This is a genomic window from Paenibacillus sp. ISL-20, assembly GCF_018613005.1.
In the GTDB taxonomy this organism is placed as follows: domain Bacteria; phylum Bacillota; class Bacilli; order Paenibacillales; family Paenibacillaceae; genus Paenibacillus_AQ.
The window spans coordinates 564-26702 of the sequence record NZ_JAGGRD010000024.1; the positions used below are offsets into that span (position 1 = coordinate 564).

Genomic DNA, 26139 nt, shown 5'->3' on the forward strand with positions numbered 1-26139 from the left:
ATCGTCTCATCATACTTATTATTTACCCAAATTATGGGGTCACAGTTTGCATACAGGCCCTAGTAATCCATAATCTAAAAATTCAACAGAATATGAGGAGGATATATCTACAGCTACTAAATTCTTTATCATTTCAGCCTCTTTTCATTAAAGAGCTATATTCCGAATGCAATTTTGAGACTAGTTACCCAATCGGCCACATCTGAGGATTATATTAGCAATATTACCAAATTGTAATACTATTAAAAAGAATGATTTTTGAAACCACTGACCTCATCGCTGAATCGGACTTCGCTACGGTTTCCGTCTGAATAACGGGCCACAACCCCAACTGCTCGATCTGCTGCCCCAGATTCCGCTCCAGTGTTTTGAATCTGTACTTCGTAACCAACACCATCAGCATTCCCCCACACTGCCACTTCGAAATTTTTGTGCTTCAAAGCAAATATGAGGATTCGAGCCGAGAGCCCCCTTATCGATCATATACGGATAGATATGCCCCTCCATATCCTTTTTATTGCAACATGTATAAGTTTAGCTTTTCGCTTATAGTCCGACCAGTGTTCGCCATCCTATAAAACAAAGCCCGAACTACTCACTAATCGGAGTAATTCGGGACAAAAAGATTTGATATTCGATTTATGATGGAATGGCTGCTGGTTTATCATTGAATACTGATAGTTCCCATAGGGAATATCCGTAGATATTAGCCCTTTTCAAACAATTTATTTTTACATACCGAGCTTTTTCCGTCAGTTGCTTCAACTCAAATATACCCGGCTGACCGTCATTCACTTTTTCAATTAGCTTCCAATTCTCCAAATCTTTAGATAGCATAATTTCGTATTCCTTGGCATAGGCTCCTTCCCAATGAAGCCGAATTCGTGTAATATCCTTTGAACTGCCCAAATCAACATACGCCCACTGCTGATCGCTGTATTCACTGCTCCAACGGGTATCCGAATTGTTATCGACTATCCGCCGCCCAATCAAATCCTCATTTTCTGCCGATGAAACAAAAACCGGTTTGAAATTGGATAATATGCCATAACGGCTTAAGCTCTCAGTTGCCATATTCAGCTTTGCCTCTTGGCTATAATTCCCGAACCGATTTTTAGCCCGAACACCAATCGTGTATGCAGTGGACTCTTGCAGATTACCTACAATATAATCTTTGGAGATGCAGCAATCCAACAGAACGTCATTTAACCTGATTTCATATTCAATGGCTTCCCGCTCAGATTGAGAATCCTCCCAGGAGATCCATGCGCTCGAATCGGTTGTTTGCAAAATCTTCAATTTCTCGGGCATGGCTAGCGGTTTCGCTTCAATATTTTTTCGTTCGCCCGTTTTAATCTCATGCTGAATAAGTTGCAAGAAGCTTCTGTCAATTTGCTTGATTTGCTCGAATTTCTCAGATAATTCGTCGGCCTTTAATCTTGACGGCTTCATATTTAATTTCAAAAAATTATTTTTCATGCTTTCCGCTGCTTTTGCCGCTTGTTGCGCCGCATACACAGCTCCTTCGGAATAACCATTTGCCTCCATAAAGATAGCGGTAAGCAACCGGGATAGTGAAATCACACCGAAAACATGCATCGATTGCTGGATGAACTTGTTGACCCCCTTTAGCTCCAACTCATGAATCAGGCGATCATACATAGAAAAATCATCATTACTGTTTAGGATACGCTGTTGAAACTCCCTATTGATTTCATGCTTCGTTTCTTTTGAAATATCAAATGTGGTCATCTGATAAGCAGTGACTATCCTTTTATCTTCCGGTACATCGTTGAACGCTTGTTCCAGAACTTCAGTCTCATATTCCCGCTGGAATGGATAATCCATAATGGTGAACTTGTTGTCTGAGTATTCCATCAAGGTTAAAGAATGAATTCCGTGAGGATCGGCTTGATTCACTTCCATATGCGAGATATAACGATTTCTTGTCCAAATATAAACTTCTCTACCATCATTCATTATTTCTAAAATATCCGATTTAGCCGACGGAAAATCTGAATACGAACGAACCTCTTCCTTAATGCCTAGCAAAGGATGATTGATATGGATATCCCAAGGGTATCCCCAACCATTTTTTCCGTTCACCATGATTTGTTCGTATACATCAGCCGATTCTTCATAAACCTGGCTAAACAATAGATACAGCGGAAATCTGCGATCCAACCCTCTTAAAATTTGCGACTTCCTGCAACTCATATAATTATAAAACAGTACATTCGAAAAAATATCCATATGACTCTTGCCCTCCTCAGTGACGATCGTTTATATCCATCCTGCATCTACTTAAATGACAGGTTTAAGAACTTACTGCAGACATTTCTACTGGATCAAGCCCCGTTTTATCCTGAGCTGTATACAATTCATAGTAAACATTGCATTTCTCTAGCAACTCTTCATGTGTCCCGAAACTGGCGATTCGACCTTTATCCAATACATAAATAAGGTCTGCATTCTGAATTGTAGACAAGCGATGGGCAATTACAATCGTCGTTTTACCATTACGATATTCGTCGATTCCTTGCTGGACCACTCTTTCAGTCTCCATATCCAGAGAGGATGTGGCCTCATCAAAAATTAGAATTTCCGGATTATCCAACAGTGCGCGGGCAATCGCAAGCCGTTGACGTTGACCGCCCGACAGGGTTACGCCACGTTCGCCGATTATCGTCTCATAACCGTCTGACAATTGTTCGATTACCGTGTCTATCCTTGCCATTTCACACATCTTCCTGACTTGTTCCTCACTGACATGCTCTCGTCCCAAGGTTATATTATTACGAATGGTATCAGGCAGTAAATAAGGATCTTGGAATACAATAGAAACACGCGAGGACCATTCCTCCCTCTTAACGGCATCGAGTAATTGATGATTTACATAGATCGCGCCGTGCGTAGGTTCAAAGAAACGAATCAATAACTGGCTCATCGTAGACTTGCCGCCGCCGCTAGGGCCAACAAAAGCAATTTTCTTGTTCATCGGCAAATCAAGAGTGAGCTGGGATAAGACATGATTTGACGCCTCGCTATAAGCAAACGTTACGTTTTCGAAATGAACGTTGTCGATAGGACCCGATAAACTCTCAGTACCTTCCTTTATTTTCGGTTCATCATGTATACGCTTGATCCGATCCAGATAAGCCATATTAATCGATGTTGTTGCCAGGAAATTGGAAAACAAATTGATTTCATCAATTAAGAGATCCGAAAATTGATACAGTACAACAAACATTCCGACTGTAATATCGCCTTGCATAAGCAGGTATCCTCCATAACTAAAGACGGCTAATTTCACTCCCCACTTCAGAGGACTGGTAAAGCCAACCTTTCTGTTGTACAACTTCTCTTCTTTCATTGCTTTACTAAAAAAGCGCTCATATAATTGCTGATATTGTTTTCGCTCCCAGGATAAACGATTAAAAGCAATCACTTCTCTCGTGGAGGAAATTCCCTCCTCCATCATGACCGTCAAATTGGTCCTATTTTCTTGAACCTCTCCTGAGGCCACGCGGAGCTTGGGCAAGTAATAACGACCGACTAAAACATAGGCTGCGCTAATGACAAATACAAAAACCAGAAGAAGCGGATTCATGATGCCAATGACAACGCTTAGTATTACAATGGTCGTAAGAAGTTGAAAACCGGTAAACAGTTCGACGCCCAGAAGCGTGGACGCTTTCTTGATATCGGATGTAAAGAGCTGTACATATTGGGCGGTTCGTTCACCTTGAATTTTAGACATCGGGAGTCGCTGAAGGGCCGACATTAACGACTCATTCAGCGATTCAAAAATTCTCGACTCATTTTTTTTGGACATGTATGGAGCTATGGTAAATAATAACGAATATCCAAGCACCACTGCTCCGAACAGCAGCAATAAAGGCACAAGCTTGTCATATTCGCCTAGAATGAAAATATCGTCAATAATATACTTCTGAAAACCGGTAATGAGAACACCCAAAGCGCTTTGAATGCCCACCAGCCCCAGCGCCAGCAGCAATAACCATTTATGTTTTTTGAGCAGTTCCAATATCCATGCATTGCTTTTCATCTATAAGCCCCCATTCCTATGCAAGCACCTTACCATTAGCCAACTCATACAATGCCCCTCGTTGGTCAATCAGTTCATCATAAGTGCCGGATTCCACAACTTCCCCTGCCTCCAACACGATAATGCGATCTGCGTTGCGGATTGTCGTCAGGCGATGTGCGACCACGATAGTCGTTCGACCTTGCATTAAATGGTCGAGGGCTAGCTGTACTTCCTTCTCACTAATGTTATCCAGAGCCGAAGTCGCCTCATCAAGCAAAATCACCGACGGTTTTTTAATAAACATTCTGGAAATAGATAGCCGTTGACGCTGCCCTCCGGAAAGCTTTACTCCTCTTTCGCCGACAAGCGTATCCAGCCCCTCCGGCAGTTTTAAAATAAAATCATACGCATGCGCTGCCTTAGCGGCGTCAATAATTTCTTCTTCCGTCGCATCCGGATTTCCGAACCTGATGTTTTCTCTAATCGATTTTCCAAACAAATAGGTATCCTGAAACACATATCCCATGCTATCACGAAGCTGGCTGAAGGACAGGCGCGCGATCGGAACCCCATCCAGCTCAATGCTTCCCTGGATAGGGTCATAAAAGCGGGGTATGAGCTTGAGTAAGGTCGACTTGCCGCTGCCGCTTGCCCCTACAATAGCTATCTTTTCACCAGCACGGATGTGTAAATTTAATCCATTTATAATAAGCTGGTCCTTGTAACTGAAGTGAACATCCTTAAATACAATATCTCCTTTGATCTCAGGTAGCTTAACACCATCTTGATCCTCTACGACCTCGGGCGTTTGATTCAGAAATCGATATAAAATTTCTCCTTGAAACATTAACTGCCTCTGCTCGGTAGCAAGGGAAATAATTTTTGTCATAACGAAAATAGTATAAAAATAGATCAGTAAAAATACGACAAATTCACCCACGGTAAGCTCATTATGACGCGTCAAATAGGCGCCGTATGCAATAATGCCTATGGCCCCTGCGTTGTTGCTGAATCTTCGGACGCTCCCTCTTAAATAAGAAAACATATTCATCTTTAAATAGGACTGCAAATAGCGGGTTATCTTCTCCATATGGCTTGTCAAGTTCCACTTCTGTCGTCCGTATGCTCTGAATTCAGATAGGGCCGATACACTGTCATAGACTTGTTTATTTAAATCCGTACGATGCTCGGCAGCCTGCTTGCCATGAATGATCGCCTTTTTTGCAAAATAAGGACCTATCAAGTAATAAAGTACAAAGATCGGAATTAAAAGCAAGGTAAGCTTAGCATTCGTAGTTATCATGACTAGTAAAGATATGATGGAAAATATCGAAAACTGGATGATCGTCGGAAGATACGTTTTATAAATTTCCTGTATCGATGCAACCTCATTATTGAGCAGCGAAAGCGTATGGCCTGTTGGTCGACTTTCGAAAAAAGGAATGCCCAGCTCTCTTGTTTTCTGGAAAGCCGCGAATTGCAGATCGCGTGCCGTATGCTCCGAAAGCTTTCTACGAAAAACATTGCTTCCTAGGGTTGCAAAAATAAGAAGCAGTGCCAGTGCCCCTAGACCGATACACCAATTAATAAAAGTTCGGTAATCCCGATTGGGATAAATCACATCGATAAAATGCTGAATGATTTTTGCGAAAGCCAGCTCGCAGGATGCAATAATGATTCCACACGTAACTAGTGAAACAGCAAGCCCAATATAAGGCTTTACAAATGATAAGATCCAAAAGTAGACCTTCAAAGTGGAGGTCCTTTCCGAAGATATCGACCCAGTCTTGTTCTGCATATTGCTCATTATCCCCCATTGCCAATTTATCTCTACATATTGATTCAAGAACGGAGCAGCATTTCATCCACTTTCAAGCCTATCTGCTGCAAACCCAACTCCGCTTCGTATAACTCCAGAAACTTTTCTTCAAGCTGATCCAGCATATCGGGATTAATTTTCAACCCTCTTTCTTTCTTCAATGTGTAAAACATGATGAGATAGCTCCCCGTTTCCCAAAGATCGGAGTGTTGCTTGAAGATGTGAATGAGTTCAGCTTCATCCGACGGACTAATCAGACCGCTTGAACGCAACAATGCCGGTAACTGTATTCTTGCCGAGTGATAAAAGAAGGGGCGTCTTACCGATTTTTTCAATGTTATTAAACCTGCCTGATTAACCTCCGACAACATGTCCTTTAAATGGTTGGCCGTATTTTTTAAGGCCTCTACCCCATAAAGCCGTTCTTCTGTGCGTGTAAGTGCTCTCAATTCATTGGATATGGCATAATTCGGAATATCTGAACCGACGTACAGACCAGGTATCCGATAATCGGGCGGAATCAGACTTTGATTATCCAACTTGGCAGTTTGTTTAGGACGGCATCGCCAAATTTGCGCCTTAGCCTGCGAATCAAACACTAATGCATGATCAAAATCGCTGAACGCTAAGCGATATACATCAATCTTGCCGATTTCAATACAATCCTCCAGCAACATATATGTGTGCTCCGTATCGGAAAAGTCATATATAAATGCAGGATGAATCCGATGAATTTGGTTGGAATCATAACCTGTCGGATAGTAATAACGATCCAAATTAACGAAAAGATAATCTCCTTCTTCCAAACCTTCCCGAATGGCTTCATGTGCTTCTTGTTGATTGGAAACCCTCACAACCGTCGTATCTATGAACGCCTCAAACGGAAACATAAACTCCATATTAAACATATGCCTATCAAACAAACGGACGTCGTGATGCTTGTTATAAAAATAACCTGAGATCAGATATGGAAGTTGACGAAATACGGGGTTTACCTCTACCAGCATGGCAATAAGATTATTGGTTCTGCAATCCAACCAAACATCTGTGAATGGCTGGATCGGCAAAGATGCGTTATTCATACGTCACCGTCCTTAAATACTTGTACTATTTTGATTCCACTTTTGCTTTTTGCCGATAAATTCGGTTGACCTGGCCATCCATGATCTCCAGCCCATTTAATTGGTACCCGAACGCGCAGCCACCGTCAATGCCAATCTTTCCAGGTCCGTACCAAACCTCAGGCGATCCATGCAAGTCCACCGTCTTCGTATGGCCAAATATGACTGTTTTTCCCCTATCCTTGTCGACCATATAGAACTCCTCCCGAATGTAAAGAAAATCACGCGGTGATTGCAGCTTCCACTCATCGTATGATGGGTTTAAACCGGCATGCACATAGATGAAATGCTCGTCCTCGTAATACATAGGCAAATCCTTCAAAAAACGAATATGCTCGGAGTAAGTAGTCCGAATACGCGAACTGCAATTCACAAGTTCTTCTTCACTGCCCGCAACAACATCCCCGCAATAGCTGGCAAATGTCTGGACTCCGCCCTTATCCCAAAACTTCGCAATTTCCTCCGAAGTTGCCAGACCTGCCACAACATTCACAAAACGGTGATCATGATTGCCCTGTAATGCAATGGCATGCTCATGCTGAACCAAGTTTTGGACCAAGGATACTGCCTCCTTGCTTCGCAACCCCCGATCCACATAATCGCCCAAGAGGATCAACTGATCTTTGGAAGAATCAAATTCAGCGTCTTTCAGCAATGCTATTAACTCCTGATCACAGCCATGAATATCGCTAATGACGAGGGTACGTGACTTTTTCAAGAGAAGCTCTCCCTCACTCTAATATATTTTCTTTCTCCCATTACAAACAGGCATGCAACGCTCTATCTCCCGTTTTATTAATGTTCAAATAAGTTAAACTGCCAACCTCCATACTGACATCGAGTTGTTCAATATGCTCAGACGGCAACATAAGCCACCAACCGATACAATGAGGTATAAGAAGTGAATCCATAACAACAATTACTGCTTCGGGCTTTCTTTTCTGTAGTTCCTCCATCATCCTTCTGATCTGAGCAAATCGTTCAATTCCTGGAAGCTGTCCGAGTTCGCCTTCGCCGCCCCTCCGAAGCGCCTCGTGATACTCATGCTTCGTTTGAAAGTTTTCGGCGAAAACAGTGGATGATTGCACGGATATTGGATCATCGCCACTAAGCAGCAGTGGCTCCAATTGCCCGAGATACGATTGAATGATGGTTGCGCTGTCCGCCAATTTTCTTCGATTAAGCTCCTGTAGTTCCATTGACTCCTGTTCATTCTCTTGTTCGATATGTACTAAAAAGAGATGCTTCATTCACTTCTTCTCCTGATTGAGTTTTAAGCGTTCATTTGCTCAAGATGTCTGCTGTCATTCAAATATTTTATCGTTCTTTTGCCCGATGCATCATCCGCCAGTACATGCGTGCAGGAGCATGGTTCGACAGTGAAGGATGGCTTAATCATTTTCGTAAGAAGCTCTCTCTGAATATTAAACCACCAATACAGCACCGATACGCAGGAATTGCCATGGGCTACGATAATTGATGTCTCGTTCATCTGATTGACGTTGTTGTCCATAAACCGATTTACGCGATGCTGCATCATCTGTTGGCTCTCCGCTTCGGGAAATTGAATCCAATCAAATATAGGAAGCGTAAGAGGCTTCTTGATTTTCGCAGCCTCTTCTTTATTCATTTCTCCTGCTACACCTAAGGACAATCCTCTTAAATCCGAGTCTATTCGTGGCTCGACATCCAGATATTGTCCGATAATGAATGCTGTTTCGCGAGCTCTGGCAAGATCGCTTGTATACATGTTTACTTTCTTCCGTGAAAGTAGATCCCTCAGTTTCCTGCCCGTAAGATCGGCCTGACTCAGTCCCTTTCTTGTCAGAGGCGTATCCGCCCAACCTCCACCGGTACCATTGACTAAATGCTCTGCCTCGCCATGACGGATGAGAATTAATTCTCTCATCGTTTTCCTCCTAAACTTTCCATTAATTCCGCCGTAAATTGATCCATGATGTTGGAAACAGAATTGACCATATGGATGTTGCGACAAGACTCGCCGCAATAAAGCGCCATGTTGTCTATCTCTCCTTGAGTATGCTCCGTTGGCGCGGCTGCGCTGAATCTCGCAACAGGATAAAGCTTTTCATCCACGACTGTTTTAGCAATAAAATGAGTAGGCTGACTTTTCCCCATCTTGACCGTTTGATTCAGAATGACTCGGTGCTGCCTCCCCGGCCAACCGATCTCAAAAAGATTAGTTATTATCGTATCCTCAGGCATGGCCTGACAAATCATATCCTTATAACGCGGATGCGCGGATGATTCGAGCGCTGAGGCAAACAGAGTTCCGCACAGGCAGCCGCTCGCCCCCATCTGCCGATAAACAGCGTAGTCTCTGCCTGTTGCAATTCCACCTGCTACAATTAACCCCGCATCGAACCCTCGGGCAGCTACCGCCTCAATTAATTGTTCTGTCCGCTGACTGCCCAGATGATGCCCTCCGGCTTGAATACCCTGAAGAACGAGAAAATCCGCTCCCATTCCCACTGCCGTTTGTGCCTCTGCTTCCGTTCCGATCTGAATAATCACAGGGATATTTTCCATCTTAAGGAGATTCACAACAGCAAAGGGCGGCAGCCCATAGAATACAACTGCAATTCGACGCTCGTCACTAGCTACTATTGCTTCAATTTGTTGTTTCAAACGCGCTTCACCGGAAACCTCCGGAATGACGTTAATCCCGAAAAAACCAGAAGTTAACTCTCTGGTTTTTTCGATATTTTTAAGCATATCTTCCGGGAGGCTCTTGTACACTGCAAGAACGCCAAGGCCGCCGTGATTCGAGACGGCAGCAGCCAATTCCGGACCCGCAACACCACCCATTCCAGCCTGAATCAAAGGCAACTTTAACTGAAAAGCTGTCAACAGCTTTTCCTCACTCATAGCTTAAGCTTCTCTAAAATTACATCGATATTTTGATCATAAGTTTCCAACAAAGCATGGAGCCATCTTTCGATACCAAAGGCAACGCAGCCGGAAAATACGCTATTCCCTGAGGAGTCTTTAATATTGCAGCGTTCTCCGAAGAAGTTGCGATGATAATTGACGGAAGCAATGGAAACGCTACCCTCATACACGAACTCTTCTTTCACCGGATCAAGACGTTGAAGCAACGCTTTGCTGCCGTCCTTGTCATAGAACGGATCTGTTGCCACCTGGATTTCAATTTTAAGTCCCAGTTGCTCGGCCAAACTTAAAATTTTGGTTTTGTGCTGCTTCAAATGGGTCTGAACGTCCTCCGTGCTACCAATGCAGACAATCTCGCGCATCTGGAAGCTCCATAGCCGTTTGAGTTCATTATATTCGTTCTCATTCCGGTAGCATCTGGCGATTGTGGTCACGTATTTGGTTTGTGGCAATACCTGGCCCTGCATATTCAAATAAATGTTGTAGCACGCTGCAGAAGGCAGCATATATTGGCTGTCCAAATGATACTCGGACTGTATGGCATCTACTGAAGTATCGTTAGTAAAACAATCACAGGATTCAGGAGACAATTGTGATACTGTAAGACCGAGATGAGGAAAATTTTTGAAATAATCCAGTCTGGCAAGCTCTTGTACCTTCATCAAAGGAGGATAGACATTATACTCCGCGTTCACTTCTCGCGCCAGCTTTAGAAAGATGCTATCCAGCTTCTCAACTATTTTTATTGCGCCCTCGCCAAACGTAGCCAAGCCTTGATCAATCGAATATAACGCCTTGTCCGCTGTATCAATTCCGTTGTTCAACTGCTGTTCATCTCCTTTAATTTAAACCCAAGTGTCCAAGACAAATTTCTTTACAACAAAATAGGTTCATTTCACAAATTCCAAAAACCAATATCAACATCTTCCTGCAACTGCAAGAAAACTTATAGTGACGCGCTTTCTACATTTGCATAAAAATAGGTTTCTTCTATCTTCGCCAAGGTCCTCACTCTATCGAGAGTAAAGTCAGATGTATAGATTTCGGTTCCAGTCAGTTCCTCCAAAAAGAGCAAAAACTCGACAAACTGCAATGAGTCTATAATTCTATTGTCAATCAAATCGGTATGCCAACCAATTTCAAGTGTATCTTTATCGCTTCCGTCATATTTATCCCAGATCCATGTTTTAACCTGTTGGATTTTCGCTTGAGCTCCCAACTTTATATTACAACTCCTTCTGTAAAAATCCCGTTTCTCAAAAAGAAGGATGACGTACGCTTCAATATTTTCTCGTTCTCTATCGCCCGTTCAGGCATTTCAAGCAAACGGTTACGGAAAGCGTATGGATCGTCAATGCCTGCATCCTTATAAACAATAGGATTATATAAGGAATGAATACTCGCCTTCATATAACGTTTGATGTAATCCTCCAGTTCTTTCAACTTGTCCCCATCGTATTTCTCCTTAAGATTCTCATGAAGCACCTTGACAATTTCTCGGCCGAATGAAATATGCCGTGATTCATCCATATGATGAACCTTATTAATCTTTTGAATAATAGGATCCAGTGTACGATCGTTGCCCATGCAAATATTAAAATAGTCAACGATTTCCTCAAAAATAAGGATCCGGGCAAATACAAGAAAATCCTCAAAATCGGAATGTCCACTATTTTCGATTTTAACTTTCTTATCAATATAGATTTTCCGGCCGTATTTCAGACAGAATTTCGAGAAAAACCACATATGTTCGTTTTCCTCACCGACAAAATGGTGGAAAAATTCTGACGGAAGCTCAAAGCCTTCGGTATGAATCCGTTTAATAACCTCTATTAATAACTCTCGAATACCGTGGACGTTTAAGCTGTAGAAGTTAATACTCTCCCATTTGCTGAGCACCATAATCTGTTCTTTTGACAGTGTTTCCATATAAGGCGTGTTATAAATGGACAACAGCTTTTCGCTCATCCACATTTGATTAGTATCCAACATTTCTGTCCACTCGAACTCTTTGTAAGGATTATAATGTTCCTCTGCGGCTATATCGACTAACTTTTGAAGCACTTGAACGTAATTATCATATAGTTTGCTTGATACCAACATATTCAAAACCCCTTTTTTTATATTATCCAGTCAATTCTGACTTATCTGAGAGGATAGTTTTCCCATAATGCGCTCTGTGATTTTTTGAATAGTAGAAAAATGTTCAAATAACATTTCATTATCTTCATATGAAATATCAAAATGTTCTTCAAACTCGATGATTAATGACACCATTGCCATTGAGCCTAAACCGAGATCAGCCAACGAGGCCGAGGCTTCAATGTCATGCTCTGCCCTAATTTCCCGCTTTACCTTGTCCATTATGATCCGGACCGTTTCATCATATGATATATTCACTCGGGATTATCCTTACCTTCAATTTGATCTATTTGTTAAGCAAAGTACGACAATTCAATCTGTCCGTCATAGGAAAATTTCCCTAAATCCTAAAAAAGGCCTCTATTACCTAATAAATATGGGTCGGTTAAGCACGCCTCTTTATATCATTTAATTTTTACATGAAATATTACAGAATGAATGCGCTCTCATTTCAGTTTATTACTCTGGTGGCGTGCCCACTAATGTTTGTTTATATTGAGTTGACTTCATATCTTGGGCTTGATGTTGATAAGCATATGTAGGAAGGAGCACGCAGTAACTTTATTCCAAACAAAAATAGGTTACAGGTGTTGTTTATTGCATGTGCTTCATATTACGAACAATTCTGAACTTTGGGGAGGGAATTTTTCCATTTTGATGTAAGTTAAGCTAATAAAAAATGAAAATGAATTTATTTATATCTTATTTTATAAACATCTCCTTTCTCTCTTGGAATTCAGTTAGAATTTCATGCCTTCATTATGAATACAACATTCAATAGATCCCAAGATCAGAAAAGTAAATCACATAAAATTACCATTTATACAATATCATTCCTTGGAATCAGATCCTATTTTAACGTAAAATTAACTATTCTGTATATAATAATATTTTATCCCTATTTTGTAAAAAATTTACCTTGCCAAAATGAATTTAAGCTTACACAACAAATCCTTATAGTCGAATAAGGAGGAACTCCTAGCTTTTGTCTTGTCACACCACCGAACATGCAGGCCGCACCGGGGGTTCTAAATGTTACCGAAGTTCAAAATAATGAAGGGGCGTTATTTGTATTTGAAACATTTCCCAGCTCTTCCCCTGCTTATTTCAGTCACACTTCTTCTGTCACCAGCGGATGAATAATACGGATTAAACTTTAAGTTCCTGCCGAATGTATGAATAACCGTAATGACGCCCACGCTCGATAATCTTTTTAACAACGAAAAACACCATCACAAATTGTGATGGTGTTTCATTCATATGGAGCCTAGGGGGATCGAACCCCTGACCTCATCGCTGCCAGTGGAGAGATGGGGTTTTGTACGTTAAGGATAAAGCGGAGGAAAGCCTTGCCCTACAAGGCTTTTTTAAATTTTGTGTTCTCACATTCGAGAACGCCGCGATGTTCAGAAAAGAAAAAGTGTGACCAAAACTGTGACCAGAGTGAGCGCAACAGTAACTCCAACTCATATTAATGGGATTGATTTTCGTTTTGCAATTTCGTTGTATGCTCTAACAAATTTATCAGTAAACAAAGTAACTTCATCATTATGGTCTTGTAACCAACGTTTGTATAGATTGTTTGCGTTGTAACCCCAATATTTTTTAGACTTTTGACTGTTAAACCATGCTTTCATTTTTTCTCGATCTTTATACTGACCATTAGTTAAATCACTTAATTCCTTCATAAAAACTTGTTTTGTATACCCCCAATCATTTTTCCAAAACGTATCGTCAGGGGGTAGTTCCTGGAGAAAATCTCGAAATAAATTTTCGGGATTCATTTTTTCTTTACTCGGGAGTAAAATGATATTATGTGATGTTTTTTTAAGTGCAGCATCTCCATCTAGGACAATGATACTGTTATCAAACTCCGTTATGTTTTTCTTAGCCAATGACTTGAGTTCTTCACTTCCGAAAGTTGCATCACATATTTTAATGAATTTTGTTTTGCTGCTACCCAGCATTTTTTTTATAAACCATGATGCCTCGGCATCTTCGCAGTAAACATTTAGCTTTTCAACAATATTAGGATTCAATTGACCAGGTGATGACATAGTGAGATCCCTCCTAATCCTCTCCATTGTTACACCAGAGATTAGTTCAAGCGATCCATGTACTTTTGTAAAGTACAGTACCTCTGTATCACCATTATTATGCTTTCTTTGCTCAATAATATGCTGCAATGCGTCTAAAGAATGCGTTGTCAGAACTATTTGAAGTTTCAATTTTCCCGCAAGCTTATATAACAAATTAATGAGATTGATTTGAGCAGCTGGAAATAATGTTGCATCAAACTCATCAATTAATAAAAGCCCACCTTTATAACTATCTCTCTTCTCTTCTTTTAAACGCTTAAAAGACAAAATAGAACCTAAAATTTGACCAATGTTATCCTGTCCAGCAGAATTAGCAAAATAATCATAACTTTCGGAATTAACTGCCAGTGTGTCTTTATGAAGATTTGAAGTTATTTGAACGGGTGAAACATTCTCGAGAGGAAAGAATATTTGTTTATACCATTCATTAAATGTTCTAATCTCTTCTTCTGTCAAAGTTGGAAGTGAGATATTTATTTCATTTAGTTCACCGATAGGATACACTCTCTTTAACCCCAAATAGATGACTGGATAATCAAGATTTCCTTCACCTTTAGTCCTAGTTTTACCTACAACCAATCGAATATGCATTCGAGGTTGATCACTGCGTTTATATGACTTTACATATTCAATTGATTTGCCAAAAATCGTTTCATCATAGAACTCAATTTGATATGTATGCTCCCCAGGAATATCATAGTTACTTGACCATTTGAAAATATCCGAAAATTTTGTGGAAAAGCTTTTCAGAAATATAGTTTTTTCATTTTTCAACCCAAATGGTTGCCCAAGCATTCCTAGAAGGGTCGACTTACATGTAGCATTCTGACCTGCAATGACAGTCATTTTTTTCCCAAGGGGCACATTAAGCTCACTTAGAGCCCTGAATTTATTAACATACAATGATTTGATCATTGAATTTGCAACTCCTGATTATTGTTTTACTGCAACAAACATCTCACATGAAAACTTAGTTATCTTGCAATTGTTATTGCTGAGTATTCCCTTTCGGGTACTATGAAATTATCGCTAAACGCAAGCAATTCATACCCTTTTTCTTTATTGGCTGCGGTATAATTCAGAGTTAACAATCGTTGCTCCCTCTCCTCATACATTTGTACAATTGGAGGAGTATAATCATATGTTAACATCCATTTACAATCAAGAGCTTGGATTTCATTTGCTAAATCTAAATGATCGTTTTCAGTAAAATGATTAACGTATAAAGCACTTCCTTGATTGTAGTATGGGGGATCAAAATAGATTAGTGTTTGATTATCTATATCTCGACCGATTTCATTTAATAGTTCAATAGCATCAAGACCATACAAATTTATTCTCTGCCTATAAAGAGCAATTTTTTCAATTCGATTTATTAAATTCGATTTATTAAATCGGACATCCATTTTCCAATCACTATTTTGATTTTTACCTCCGATTATGCCACCCTTAATGATTCCTGATCTATTTGTTCTGTTTAGAAAAAAGGTTGAAAAGCCTAAATCAATAATATCTGCATCCTCTTTATTTTGCTGATAAACTTTTTGTCTTTTCCACTCCTCAACTGAAATTTCTGTATCTCTAATTCTTCTACAAAGCTCCTCCGTATGGTTCAAAACAGAATACCAAAATGAAAAAATAGACCTATCTAAATCATTTATAATGATTCTATTAACATATTCACTAAAGAGCAAAGATAAGGCGACGCTAGCGCCGCCAGCAAAAGGTTCAACATAAGTTCCACCTAATACATTATTTTCGACTATTGAATCTTTCACAAAATTAGTAAGTTTTCTTTTACCTCCTGGATACCTTAACGGAGAAGAAAAATCCATTTACAATCAACTCCACATTTTTTCTATAAAGGGCCAAAGATCATCCCAAGCTGCTTTTAAATCTGTCGCTGTAGGGGTAACACTTTTGTTATGAACATAAGCATGGAATGTCTTAACAGACTGATTTTGAGTTGGACTTGAGGTCATCTGACGAATTGCACGCAATTGATTTTCTGTCATGAACCCACTATCTTGGATGTGCTTTGCAATAGCATCAATTTTAACACCAAGAGTACTCTCAACACTTATTTTACCTTGAATTAGTTTTTTTTGCTCTAAATAATGATCTGCGCTCAGCTCAATGAAAGTTCTGAATAGAACAGCAGCCGCATTAGGATAATCATTTAAATTTAATGATTTGAGTTCATTGAAGAGTTTTAATATTCGAGGTTGTCCAATTACTAGTTTGTGAACACTTGCTGCAACTGTGTTTCTATGAATTGGATAACTCCGACCTTTTCGAGGAGACCCAGATGTCGATTTTTCACTATTGTTACTCTGAGTATTCGCTTTCCCCTCTCCTGTAGAACTTGAATCTGTAACGTCGCCTTCAGATAACTTATCACCTGCCGAGCTCTCCGACGAGTAATTCTCTTCGTGGTCCTTACCAGTTGAAGAAGAGTGGTCATATGTACCTGTATATGCTGAATTGTCCTCAGATTCATTTGTACCAAGATCATGAGATACAGATTGAGATTCAGCATCTTGCTGCAAAGCTCTGTCCATAAGTTCTTGTACATATGCTTCTCTATCAGACTTATAGTAAATTCTTCCGACACTTAAATTATCATTAGCTAAATCATCTAGCACCATCTTCAGGAATCGATTAATACCATCAACTAATATTAAAGAGTTATCTTCAACCTTCAATCCAAGAAAATCTCTGACATCAGGGTCGCCCATAAGACGATCAAAGTTTGTCTTCTTGATATTATATAATTTTAAACGAAGGTCTTCTGATAAACCAGAAAAAGTGAGAAGGTAATCCAAAAAAACTGTCCTAATATCTGGTTTTCCTTCAACATATGCTTTGAAGCGACTAGTTTGTTGCCCATCCCACCCTACTGCCCCAGCCCCTTCATTCTGACCTGTATGCTTCAAGCGAACCCATTCGTTAATCTCGGATTCATCCTCTAGAACTACACACGGTATCGCCTTTAAAAAGCCTTTATCCATAGCCTTACTGAGTTTTTGAAATTCCTTCTTAATCTTAGGATATTCAGGTGGAACCAATAATGGCTCATTTAGTAGTTTTAGAGCTGTAATACGTCTATTTCCCTCTCTTACAACCCATTTTCCATCATCAATTTTTACAAGGATGAATTCTGTAGGATTAAGCCCATTATCTACTATATGACGAGCTAAATATATAAGTTTATCTTTCTGATCTTGAACCATTGCATAAATTGATTCCGACTGATGTTCAACGGCATTATGACGCGGATTGGTTGGATTAAGTAATAAATTCGTAATATTTATATTCTTGTACTCAGCCATATCAACACTCCCTCTAACACAGCATATATTATATTTCGACACCTACCGTCATTTTCCTTTTTATAAATCACAGCAAATATAAATCAAATAGCCTATTGCCAAATTGTAAACTCAGTAATTTTAATTCTATATTATACCCCCGATACCTATACAGATAGGTAGTCCTCGCGAGAGGCAATCAATACACCGGACACGGTCAAACGTGTCCGGTCTTTTTATCCCCATCACAATATCAGGAGGCACATTTTATGAACAATCGCAATGAAGAACTTAAACAACTGATTTCAGAAAGCTTGCGGGAACGCCCTAACAGCTATCTGATTCAGCAGCTATTTGACCAGTTTCCGACTACAGCAGAATTAATGGAGGTAACAGAACAGCAGCTAATAAACATAAAAGGCATCGGCATGAGCAAAGCTCGACAATTAACTGCCATGTTAAGGCTAGCCAAAACACTGAACGTCCCACCTTACGAGCAATCGATAATACGTAGTCCTAAAGACGCATTTGACTTGCTTGAACCGGAATTCAGGTTTTCAACAACGAAAGAATCTTTCATCTGCCTCTTTTTGAATACAAAGAACAAAGTGATCTTTAAAGAAACCATCTCTATAGGCTCTCTCAACGCTACAATCGTCCACCCTAGAGAAGTTTTTCGTGCCGCAATTAAACGTTGTAGCGCCTCTTTTATTTGTGCACATAATCATCCGAGTGGGGATTCTACTCCAAGTCCCGAGGACGTTGAATTAACGAAAAGACTGGTGGATGCAGGCGCAATCGTTGGGATAGAAGTTCTCGACCATATAATAATTGGAGCAGGTAATTTTGTGTCCCTTAAAGAAAGAGGCCTAATGTGAATATGGGCAGGTGAAGATTAACCCTTGATAGAATCACTAAAAATGTGTATATTAATTCTCAAACATTGCTTTTCCCCACTTAATAATTGGAACTCGCGATTTCAGCAAAGGTTCCACAGCCGCAAAGCCTTCAATCTTTGCATTAGCTGCCATAATATCCAACATTTGACGCAGACACAAGACAACTTTAAAGATTCATGAGGAAATGTTTATTTCTCATGCAGTCTTATAGTTGCCTTCGTGGTAGGCGTCTTTTTTATTGTCCAAAAAGGGGGGGATTCCGTATATTTAGCAGCAGTGTAATCTAAACAAATAATCACGATATCGTATCCACAGGTACTTTTTTAATGGCTCTATCATATTGAAGCAAAGATAGTAAAATTCTATCCTTTTTATGGAGGTGATGAATATATGAATATGAACCCAAGACAGAATATCGGCGAGAAAATTCGGTTCCTGCGACTCCAAAAGGGAATGAGCCAGGAACAATTGGCGCTCAACTCATCCGTAAACATCAGTTATCTTGGACAAATTGAGCGGGGAGAAAAAAACAATTGCACCATCAATACACTTGAAAAAATAGCCACTGGTCTTGGATGTTCTCTTGAAAGCTTATTTGGTACCGGAGTGCAGCGAAATGATCACACAAATGATAAAAACGCTGTCCTTGCTGTACTTACGACCGACGATTTAAAGCAACTTATCATTGATACCATTAAAAACAATGTGTCCAATCATCCGGCAGATTGCAAGAACAATAAACCCACAACAAAAGGAGATCATTCAATATGAAAATCATCGGTATTCTTCTCATAATCATTGGAGCGGCGGGAATTTTTATGGGAAGTTCCATGTTTGGTGACATTGGTATTGCAGCCATAATCGGCGCAACATCCGCCCTTTTATCCGGGATTGGCTTTCTGCTGAAAACAAGGAAAGTCAGCTCAAAATAGTCTCAAGTACTTATCACATTTTAAAAGGAGCAGAAAATGAAAGTTATTGGAGTACTGCAAATACTGTTAGGTGTAGCAGGCCTTATCATCGGTAGTTTTATGGTAGGTGACATTGGCCTTGCCGCCATGATAGGTGCATCTTCAGCACTGTTATCTGGTGTTGGCTTCCTGCTACCAGAGAAACAATCAGTCAATATGAGCAAAAAACTAAAATATAGCCTAGTTGCCCTTAGCCTCATCATCCTACTCTTATTTGTGGTAGGAACTGTTATGAGCGATGAAAGCAGCCAGCCAAAGAGCAAGGATGTATTCTTGGCCTCCGAACAGTTCGATCAGCTTTATGTAAATGCAAAGCCATTAGAAGGTTATCAGGTTGATTTTTATGGTCGAGTGTTTCAGTCGCCCGAAAAGACAGACAAATTCCAATCCTTCCAAGTGTATGCACGAAACGACGATAATAAAAATACAATAGTACGCTTGGACGATACGACACTTGACATTCAAGAAGGAGACATTTTGCATATCGTAGGTGAAGTTCAGGAGCTATTTCAAGGGAAAAACGCCTTTGGTGCAACATTAAAAATTCCGGTCATTCGAGCAAAAAATGTCGAGAAGGCAGACTACCCTACCGCATTTGCTCCTTCTATTAAGACGATCGAAGTCAAGCAAATGCAAAATCAAAATGGATACGTTATGGCGATATCCAAAGTGGAGTTGGCTAAGCAGGAAACTCGCGTTCATCTCAAAATCAGTAACGAATCAGCAGACAACATTGATTTTCATACTTACTCGTCTGTCCTGATTCAAGAAGGAAAACAGTACGAGAGAACAAGTAATACTTACGCCGATTATCCTGAAATTAATTCGGACAACATTCGCCCCGGAGTCACAGCAGAAGGGATCATCGTATTCCCAGCCATAAATGTGAACGGAGAAAATTTCAAAGCAACGTTCGAAGGCAGTAGCGATAATTGGGAAGTACGTACAGAACCGTTTACTTTTGAAATTCCTCTTAAGTATGAAGTGGCTTCATCAGCTGATGATAAGGAAGTCGCGGCGGAAACAACGAAACCGGAACCCGTCAAGCCGAGCACAAAAAAGCCCGTTGCATCTGAAGCAACAAGTAAGCCGCAGCCTGAACCTTCTCTATTGCCGAATAGCCTTTTTGGCGGGAAGATCCCGGGGGTTGCTTCAAGAATTGGGGATAGCACGATCACATTATTCGATTTGAACGGCGAAGTGCTTCAGGAAGTGGATACCGGGACAGGATTCGCTTATGAGTTCAATGATGTCGTTTATTATACAACAAGCCAATTGAATATTAACGGGAATATCACAGAGGGTGAAGTAACTGCTGTGAGATTTATCGATGGACATACAGTTATAGGTGTCAAGATTGGAGAATCGACACTACAGGATGTTATCGACAAATTTGGAGAGCCTGACGAGAGTGGGTTTTCGGACTTGGATGGTAATTATACAATTTCCTACTCATTTGGCGACTACAGTCTCGAATTTTACGGTCCAAATCAAGACTCTCCGATATCCGATGCTCTTTACAAGAAGAATTAATCAAATGAAAAGAGGTTGAACTATGCAAAAGAGAATCGTGGCTGTTTGCTTGTCCTTACTTATGGCGTTTTGTATGTCCCAAGCAGCTTATGCAGCAAGTGACATCGGAATCAAACTTGTCGGTCAAAAAGAAGACCTTGTACATACACCTGTTGTCGTGGATGATCTTGCTGTTTTTCCACTCAAAGAGATCCTTGCATTCCTTGATCCTTCGGGGACAGAAACGGTGGTATGGGACGAGACACCGCCCTACTCCATAGTTAGCTTCCAAGGTGAGTGCTTTAAGATCACGCAGGGGCTTACTGAGGTACAGGAATACGAGCTTGACGAATATGGTGCCTGTGTAAATGCGACAGGAAAGCTATACCAACTTGAATCACCAGCCACCTATTTAGACGATTACAAGCTTGGGATTTTTGTACCGCTTAGCTTCATCAGCGACATTGTAGCCAACTCAAAGTACGGAAAAAAGTTTCAAACCCATTATACGGAAGATGGTAATTTAGAATTCAGCTTGTTGACAAGGGACGGAACCGATATAGAACAAATTGCGAATCCTGTAACTCTCGCCATGCAAATCAACAACCCTTGGTTGCTGACGGAGGACGACGGTCAATTGTTCGATGGCTCGGATCATAGTGTGTCGCCAATTGTCAAAAACGGTTCGACCCTGCTTCCTATCGGGCCGATCATAGAACAACTTGGCGGGAGCGTTAGCTGGAATAATAAAGAAAGAAAAGTAACAATAAAGCTGAATAAAAACACAATTGAACTTTGGATAGATAGTAAGTCAGCAAATGTAAACGGATTGGAAAAAACATTGGACGTTCCTCCTACCGTGATTAAAGGGCGTACAATGCTACCCGTTCGATTTGTCACTGAAAATTTGAGAGCAAAGGTAGCTTGGGATGGGGAAATGCAGATGGTCCTTATATATAACGGCGGAGCAGAATCTAAAGAAAGCGACTGGCTTGTATATGGTTATAAACTTGCTTTACTTGACGGCTATCAAAAGCAGGAGGACAATCGGCAGAACCTTGCAGACGCAGTGGAAGACATACGAAAGGAACACGATAAAATTCAATACAATGACAGCAATCCACTGGACTACAGCGGGAAGCTTGTTCATGTTGGTGACACGGTAGGATTAGGAACCTTCAGTGGTACAGTGAAAAAAATCAGTGGAGCAAAGATACTTGTTTACTGGAATCATGCATCCTTCATAGTTGAAAAAGGAAAAGAACAAGAAACTGCCAAAATATTTGGCATCGAGTGGCTTACAAATCAGTGGATGGAAGCCAAATACGTGACCATTGAAAGTTAAAACGCATCCCATTTTGAAAGAAGGAGTAAGAATAAATGAGCGAATGGCTAATATCCAAAATTGAATCTGTTCGAAACCGTATGATGATCCGTGAAAATCTTGAACCTTCTTACGGCTCCATCATTTATACTGAGCTTGGTTTTGGGACAATGGAGCATTCAGGTATTTATATGTCGGATGGTGAAGTCATACAGTTAAATGGCGATGGCTACATTCGTCGTGTTAGCTTGAGGGAATTTACCAGCCACATCACAACATTTGATCACGAGATTTATGTTCCATGCTATCACGATTACGATAGTACGATTAGCTTCCCGATGGCTGGCCACAGGGCCTATGAAATGGTAGGTCAGAGTCGTTCTTATAACCTTGTCATGGATAATTGCCACCAATTTTGCGCAGGCTGCTTGACCGGAGATTTTGATAACCCGAACAATTTTCTTTGGATGCTCAAGGATTCAGTAAAGAGTGAACACGGTGAAGAAATACTATGGAAGAAATGGGATTGGAAACAGAAATATAGCTGATAAATCGCTCAATGCAGCAGCACTTTATTGAAATTCAATAAAGTGCTGCTGCGCCATTTTTTCTACAAATCAAATAAACAGGGCAAATAATCAATCCCTTCTGTCACTGGAATCGTCACAGGATTGACTTCAAGTTCATGCAATTTTTTTATCCGCTTATCAAATTCCTTCTTGTCCGCCACTACTTCTTTTGCTTTCCAAATACCTCTCTTAGCACTCACTAATTCAAGTGTTTCAATCAGTGATTGTTTCATTTCCAGACCTAATCGTTTGCTTCCGATAAACTCCTTTGCTTTTGATAGCGTATAATAATCCCCGTAGCCAATTGTTTTTTTGAAATACTTTTGGAGTTCATGTTCAGATATATCTTCTCGCAAAAACTGAGAAAACCCTTGCCTATTTAAGCCGTTGCGCTTAATAATCCGGTATACTTTGCTGTAATGGCATTGAACCTCGAATCGAATTGTATATTCTGCTCTTTCATCACGGTCTAAATTGTGTTCCTTTAATTGCTCGCCTTTATCATAACATTGAATGTTCAAGGTGACACGACTCGACTTTGAACCTGATTTGCTCTTTCTGAATAGGTAGAAGCTATGTTCCGGCGGTTCGCAACGCTTGCTTGATTCCTTATACATTACGAATTGTTGAAAGCCACTAGGAACATTAGAACGCCTAATCAGTTTCATGTAGAGCTTGATATGCTCTGTATAGAAATTAACCGCAAAATCGACTCTCTTGAAGCTGTAGGTGTCTAGTAAATGTAATTTGAATATAAATTTTCGATTACGTTTTTTACTTTCAAATTTCTTTTTAATCGGTTCAAATGCTCTTTTAAAAGCAGCGTAAATCGCTTTGGAGTTTTCCATTGAAGCTAGCTGCAAATAATCGTTTTCATCTAACAGTCTCATGGGATTCATAATGATTTCTAAGGCTTTATAGCTGATTCCTTCCTCATATTCTTTACTTCGCAGTATAAGCTTTATCCCTGTTTCCTTTAAAAGCAAATGACAATGATAAGTGCCATCCACTTCTTTATAAAATTTGGTTCGGTTGGAAGCCGATAATTGCTGTAGAACTTCAAACAAGGCCGTATAGAAGTGATAATTGAGTTTGTAAAACATATGAACGGTATGCTGCATAACAAAAACCTCCAGTCAGAATGGGACTTAGGTTTTTGTTATGCGCAGTTTTAAAAGTAATTCAACAGTGCCTACACTCTAATATTCGCAGCAATAGATACAATATTTAGAGAGATAAATAATAAAAGATAATATATACGTATATGAAACTTGGCTAGATTAGTGTTGGAAGGAGGCGAGATATGCCAATGCCTTTCCCCAGTGTATTCTAAAAACCTTGATGTCTCGTCTAGTTGCAGCACTTCTATTCCCTGTGTAATCATCTTTTTCAGTAGTACCGATGTTAACTTTTATTCGATTTTCTGGCTCTTCATTTTTAGGAAGGATGATCCGTATTTCCTCTGAACGCAACTTCTTGTAAATTCTATTTTTGTACTTGGTTATATTGGATTTTTGCTCTTTACCACTTAATGAGCCGAATTTTTCATCAAGCGAAAATAAAATCGTTCGAAAAATTACATTTTCAACGGATAAAATGTTCTCGTCATCTTCCGACATCCAAACGAATACTTCAGGGTTATCGTTTTTATCTTCATAACGTGGCAATGAGGTTGGTAATAATTCAAGCAGTTTTTCAAGAAAAATAACATGTTCCTCTTTTAATAACTCACTATTCTCCTCTGCTAATGCACTCCACTTTTCCCTGGTATCCTTAACTTCAGGTTGGATAACACATTCATGTTGAAAAAGCTGCACAGCTTCGTTCATATATGCTTGTACTTCATCGTCCCATACCCTCTCGTCGTAAACAACAAGATCATTTTTAACGACAGTTAGCAGAAGTTCAAGTCCAATCAGCAAGCAAGAATACATATGCACCTTATCTTCTTCTTGCGCGAGATTGTCACTCTCTAAAAGCTGGCGAAAGTGCTTATATCGTTTATGAAAATATTTTTCGATTTTCTTTTTATTCGATATGTCATGAACTTCCCTGATCTTTTCGGTAACATAGAAAATACATGCCGATAGAGAATCTGGAAGCTTCCGCAAACTCTCTACCTGATCAGAGCTGACAGCCAAGTCGCTTATGTTAAGATTCAACACGAACTCTCTATCAAGTTGCTTTTCATTCAACATCAGAACCATATTTTCTACACTATAGTTTTGTAAACCTTGCATTGCCCTATCTATGATTTTTGGTCTCTTATCCGCATTTATAATAAAGATTCCATCCCTAATTTTGGATGACTTCTTCTCTAACATTTTTTTGTCGATGTTCGATTTTAGATGATATATCGAATTTAAAGTGAAAATATTTGATTTCCTTGCATACAAGTTGCAAAACAAATTAGCAAAGCCTTGTCTACCCAACACCTTGTTGTTTCCCGAGATACATACCGTAAACTTTGGAAGTCGATCTTCATTATACCCAATCAGGCTTGTAATCAAAGAAAGAAAGGTATAGGACAATAGTGGTAACGTAACTCTCTTGTCTGCAATATTAAGCAGACTCCATGTCTTTTGAAAGGCGTCATCCAATGTCCATTGATTTAATGCACTCATTTTATATTTAAGTTGAAGCGACATATCGTATAACAAATCATATTCGTCAACAGGAGACACAGGGACATAGAACCATTTATGTCCACCTTGTATCCATCCGCTTTGAGTTGTATAAACGATTGCAGACTTTGCATCTAATTCCTCAGCATACTTTTTGAATATCCTTATGTATGATTGATACATCTCTCGGAAACTTTCATTAAACTTTAATTTTTTGCCGAAATACTGCTCGGTCATCCACTTTCCGATGGTTTGATATTGTTTGTTTGTGATATCGAATACATGAACTTTTAGACGGCGCTTACCCTGCTTGATGAAACAAATCCTCATTCCTTTCGTTTGTCCCTTTGTGTCATTCATAAAAACAAGCTTATGGCTTGGAAAGAAAAAGAAGTTATTTATAAGCAGGTCTGAATTCAGCTTTTCGATAGTCTTCCTGTCCAACTGATCATATTCATAATTCAAATCTTCATATGCTGATAATCGGTTTAGTGTAAAGTCCTTATCCACAAAGATATCGATGCCGTTCTTTCGAAAAGCACCGTTGAACTTTTCTCGTATTTTCTCTAATTCTTTAAAATCCCCATGAGAAAAGGCATCCTCTATGCTATAAGAATTTTTGTATAAGTCGCTTCCCCTATTCATTAAGTATCCCCATTCGAATGATCTAAGGTTCTGGAGTAGTAAGGTAGTAAGGTATTTAGGTAGCAAATTCAATTTCCCTGCTCTAGATAGCCCTGCAAAACACTACTCACTAAGTATGTAACCATCAATTATCTCTCTA

Annotated in this window: 24 protein-coding genes and 1 pseudogene; 6 read left to right on the top strand and 19 right to left on the bottom strand. The window is 39.9% G+C overall.

Annotation, left to right across the window (positions count from 1 at the left end; all coding sequences use genetic code 11):
* Positions 1-223: 223 nt before the first annotated feature.
* The 17 genes and pseudogenes from J7E85_RS14535 to J7E85_RS14610 all read right to left on the bottom strand — a co-directional run bounded on the left by J7E85_RS14535 (position 224) and on the right by J7E85_RS14610 (position 17477).
* Positions 224-397 carry a hypothetical protein gene (locus J7E85_RS14535; protein ID WP_215158890.1) on the bottom strand — a complete coding sequence of 58 codons (174 nt, stop codon included), beginning with the start codon at positions 395-397 and terminating at the stop codon, positions 224-226.
* A 242-nt stretch (positions 398-639) separates the two neighbouring features.
* Entirely contained in the window at positions 640-2253 is a 1614-nt protein-coding gene (locus tag J7E85_RS14540; RefSeq protein WP_215158891.1) for a discoidin domain-containing protein, read from the bottom strand.
* 64 nt (positions 2254-2317) lie between these two features.
* Positions 2318-4069, bottom strand: coding sequence for an ABC transporter ATP-binding protein (locus J7E85_RS14545; RefSeq protein WP_215158893.1), 1752 nt, complete (start codon positions 4067-4069; stop codon positions 2318-2320).
* Between the two features lie 16 nt (positions 4070-4085).
* Positions 4086-5897 carry an ABC transporter ATP-binding protein gene (locus J7E85_RS14550; protein WP_215158895.1) on the bottom strand — a complete coding sequence of 604 codons (1812 nt, stop codon included), beginning with the start codon at positions 5895-5897 and terminating at the stop codon, positions 4086-4088.
* Positions 5894-6676, bottom strand: coding sequence for a hypothetical protein (locus tag J7E85_RS14555; RefSeq protein ID WP_215158897.1), 783 nt, complete (start codon positions 6674-6676; stop codon positions 5894-5896). Before J7E85_RS14555 ends, J7E85_RS14550 begins: the two co-directional genes overlap by 4 nt.
* A gap of 301 nt (positions 6677-6977) precedes the next feature.
* Positions 6978-7709, bottom strand: a complete 732-nt coding sequence (locus J7E85_RS14560; protein ID WP_215158899.1) for a metallophosphoesterase family protein — start codon at positions 7707-7709, stop codon at positions 6978-6980.
* A gap of 40 nt (positions 7710-7749) precedes the next feature.
* Positions 7750-8241 carry a hypothetical protein gene (locus tag J7E85_RS14565; RefSeq protein ID WP_215158901.1) on the bottom strand — a complete coding sequence of 164 codons (492 nt, stop codon included), beginning with the start codon at positions 8239-8241 and terminating at the stop codon, positions 7750-7752.
* A 23-nt stretch (positions 8242-8264) separates the two neighbouring features.
* On the bottom strand, positions 8265-8900 hold the full coding sequence (locus tag J7E85_RS14570) for a histidine phosphatase family protein (protein WP_215158903.1): 636 nt from the start codon (positions 8898-8900) through the stop codon (positions 8265-8267).
* Positions 8897-9880, bottom strand: coding sequence for an NAD(P)H-dependent flavin oxidoreductase (locus J7E85_RS14575; RefSeq protein ID WP_215158905.1), 984 nt, complete (start codon positions 9878-9880; stop codon positions 8897-8899). The genes J7E85_RS14570 and J7E85_RS14575 overlap by 4 nt, the downstream gene beginning before the upstream one ends.
* On the bottom strand, positions 9877-10728 hold the full coding sequence (locus tag J7E85_RS14580) for an aminoacyl--tRNA ligase-related protein (RefSeq protein ID WP_215158907.1): 852 nt from the start codon (positions 10726-10728) through the stop codon (positions 9877-9879). The genes J7E85_RS14575 and J7E85_RS14580 overlap by 4 nt, the downstream gene beginning before the upstream one ends.
* Positions 10729-10850: 122 nt before the next feature.
* A complete protein-coding gene (locus J7E85_RS14585; protein ID WP_215158908.1) occupies positions 10851-11123 on the bottom strand; it encodes a phosphopantetheine-binding protein in 273 nt (90 codons plus the stop codon).
* A 2-nt stretch (positions 11124-11125) separates the two neighbouring features.
* Positions 11126-12007 (bottom strand): diiron oxygenase, encoded by an 882-nt coding sequence (locus tag J7E85_RS14590; protein ID WP_215158910.1) that lies wholly within the window; start codon positions 12005-12007, stop codon positions 11126-11128.
* Between the two features lie 30 nt (positions 12008-12037).
* The gene (locus J7E85_RS14595) at positions 12038-12268 is read right to left on the bottom strand and encodes an acyl carrier protein (RefSeq protein ID WP_215158912.1); all 231 of its coding nucleotides are present in this window, start codon (positions 12266-12268) and stop codon (positions 12038-12040) included.
* An 898-nt stretch (positions 12269-13166) separates the two neighbouring features.
* Positions 13167-13260, bottom strand: a pseudogene (locus tag J7E85_RS35145) (transposase); the annotation flags it as partial.
* Between the two features lie 252 nt (positions 13261-13512).
* Positions 13513-15060 (bottom strand): AAA family ATPase, encoded by a 1548-nt coding sequence (locus J7E85_RS14600; RefSeq protein WP_215158914.1) that lies wholly within the window; start codon positions 15058-15060, stop codon positions 13513-13515.
* A gap of 59 nt (positions 15061-15119) precedes the next feature.
* On the bottom strand, positions 15120-15980 hold the full coding sequence (locus J7E85_RS14605; RefSeq protein ID WP_215158916.1) for a DNA adenine methylase: 861 nt from the start codon (positions 15978-15980) through the stop codon (positions 15120-15122).
* A 6-nt stretch (positions 15981-15986) separates the two neighbouring features.
* The gene (locus tag J7E85_RS14610; RefSeq protein ID WP_215158918.1) at positions 15987-17477 is read right to left on the bottom strand and encodes a hypothetical protein; all 1491 of its coding nucleotides are present in this window, start codon (positions 17475-17477) and stop codon (positions 15987-15989) included.
* A gap of 248 nt (positions 17478-17725) precedes the next feature.
* On the opposite strand from J7E85_RS14610, the gene radC reads away from it, so the two are divergent.
* The 6 genes from radC (at position 17726) to J7E85_RS14640 (ending at position 22710) form a co-directional block, all read left to right on the top strand.
* A complete protein-coding gene (gene radC / locus J7E85_RS14615) occupies positions 17726-18334 on the top strand; it encodes a RadC family protein (RefSeq protein ID WP_215158920.1) in 609 nt (202 codons plus the stop codon).
* Between the two features lie 411 nt (positions 18335-18745).
* Positions 18746-19126, top strand: coding sequence for a helix-turn-helix domain-containing protein (locus J7E85_RS14620; RefSeq protein ID WP_215158922.1), 381 nt, complete (start codon positions 18746-18748; stop codon positions 19124-19126).
* Positions 19123-19287, top strand: coding sequence for a hypothetical protein (locus tag J7E85_RS14625; RefSeq protein WP_165593413.1), 165 nt, complete (start codon positions 19123-19125; stop codon positions 19285-19287). Before J7E85_RS14620 ends, J7E85_RS14625 begins: the two co-directional genes overlap by 4 nt.
* Before the next feature lie 36 nt (positions 19288-19323).
* Complete coding sequence (locus J7E85_RS14630) at positions 19324-20859, top strand: hypothetical protein (protein ID WP_215159393.1); 1536 nt, start codon at positions 19324-19326, stop codon at positions 20857-20859.
* A gap of 22 nt (positions 20860-20881) precedes the next feature.
* Positions 20882-22183, top strand: a complete 1302-nt coding sequence (locus J7E85_RS14635) for a stalk domain-containing protein (protein WP_215158924.1) — start codon at positions 20882-20884, stop codon at positions 22181-22183.
* A 35-nt stretch (positions 22184-22218) separates the two neighbouring features.
* Complete coding sequence (locus tag J7E85_RS14640) at positions 22219-22710, top strand: lecithin retinol acyltransferase family protein (protein WP_215158926.1); 492 nt, start codon at positions 22219-22221, stop codon at positions 22708-22710.
* A 62-nt stretch (positions 22711-22772) separates the two neighbouring features.
* Here the strand turns inward: J7E85_RS14640 and J7E85_RS14645 are convergent, their stop codons facing one another.
* The gene (locus tag J7E85_RS14645) at positions 22773-23852 is read right to left on the bottom strand and encodes a replication initiation factor domain-containing protein (RefSeq protein WP_215158928.1); all 1080 of its coding nucleotides are present in this window, start codon (positions 23850-23852) and stop codon (positions 22773-22775) included.
* A gap of 159 nt (positions 23853-24011) precedes the next feature.
* The gene (locus J7E85_RS14650; protein WP_215158930.1) at positions 24012-26000 is read right to left on the bottom strand and encodes a hypothetical protein; all 1989 of its coding nucleotides are present in this window, start codon (positions 25998-26000) and stop codon (positions 24012-24014) included.
* Positions 26001-26139: the final 139 nt, after the last annotated feature.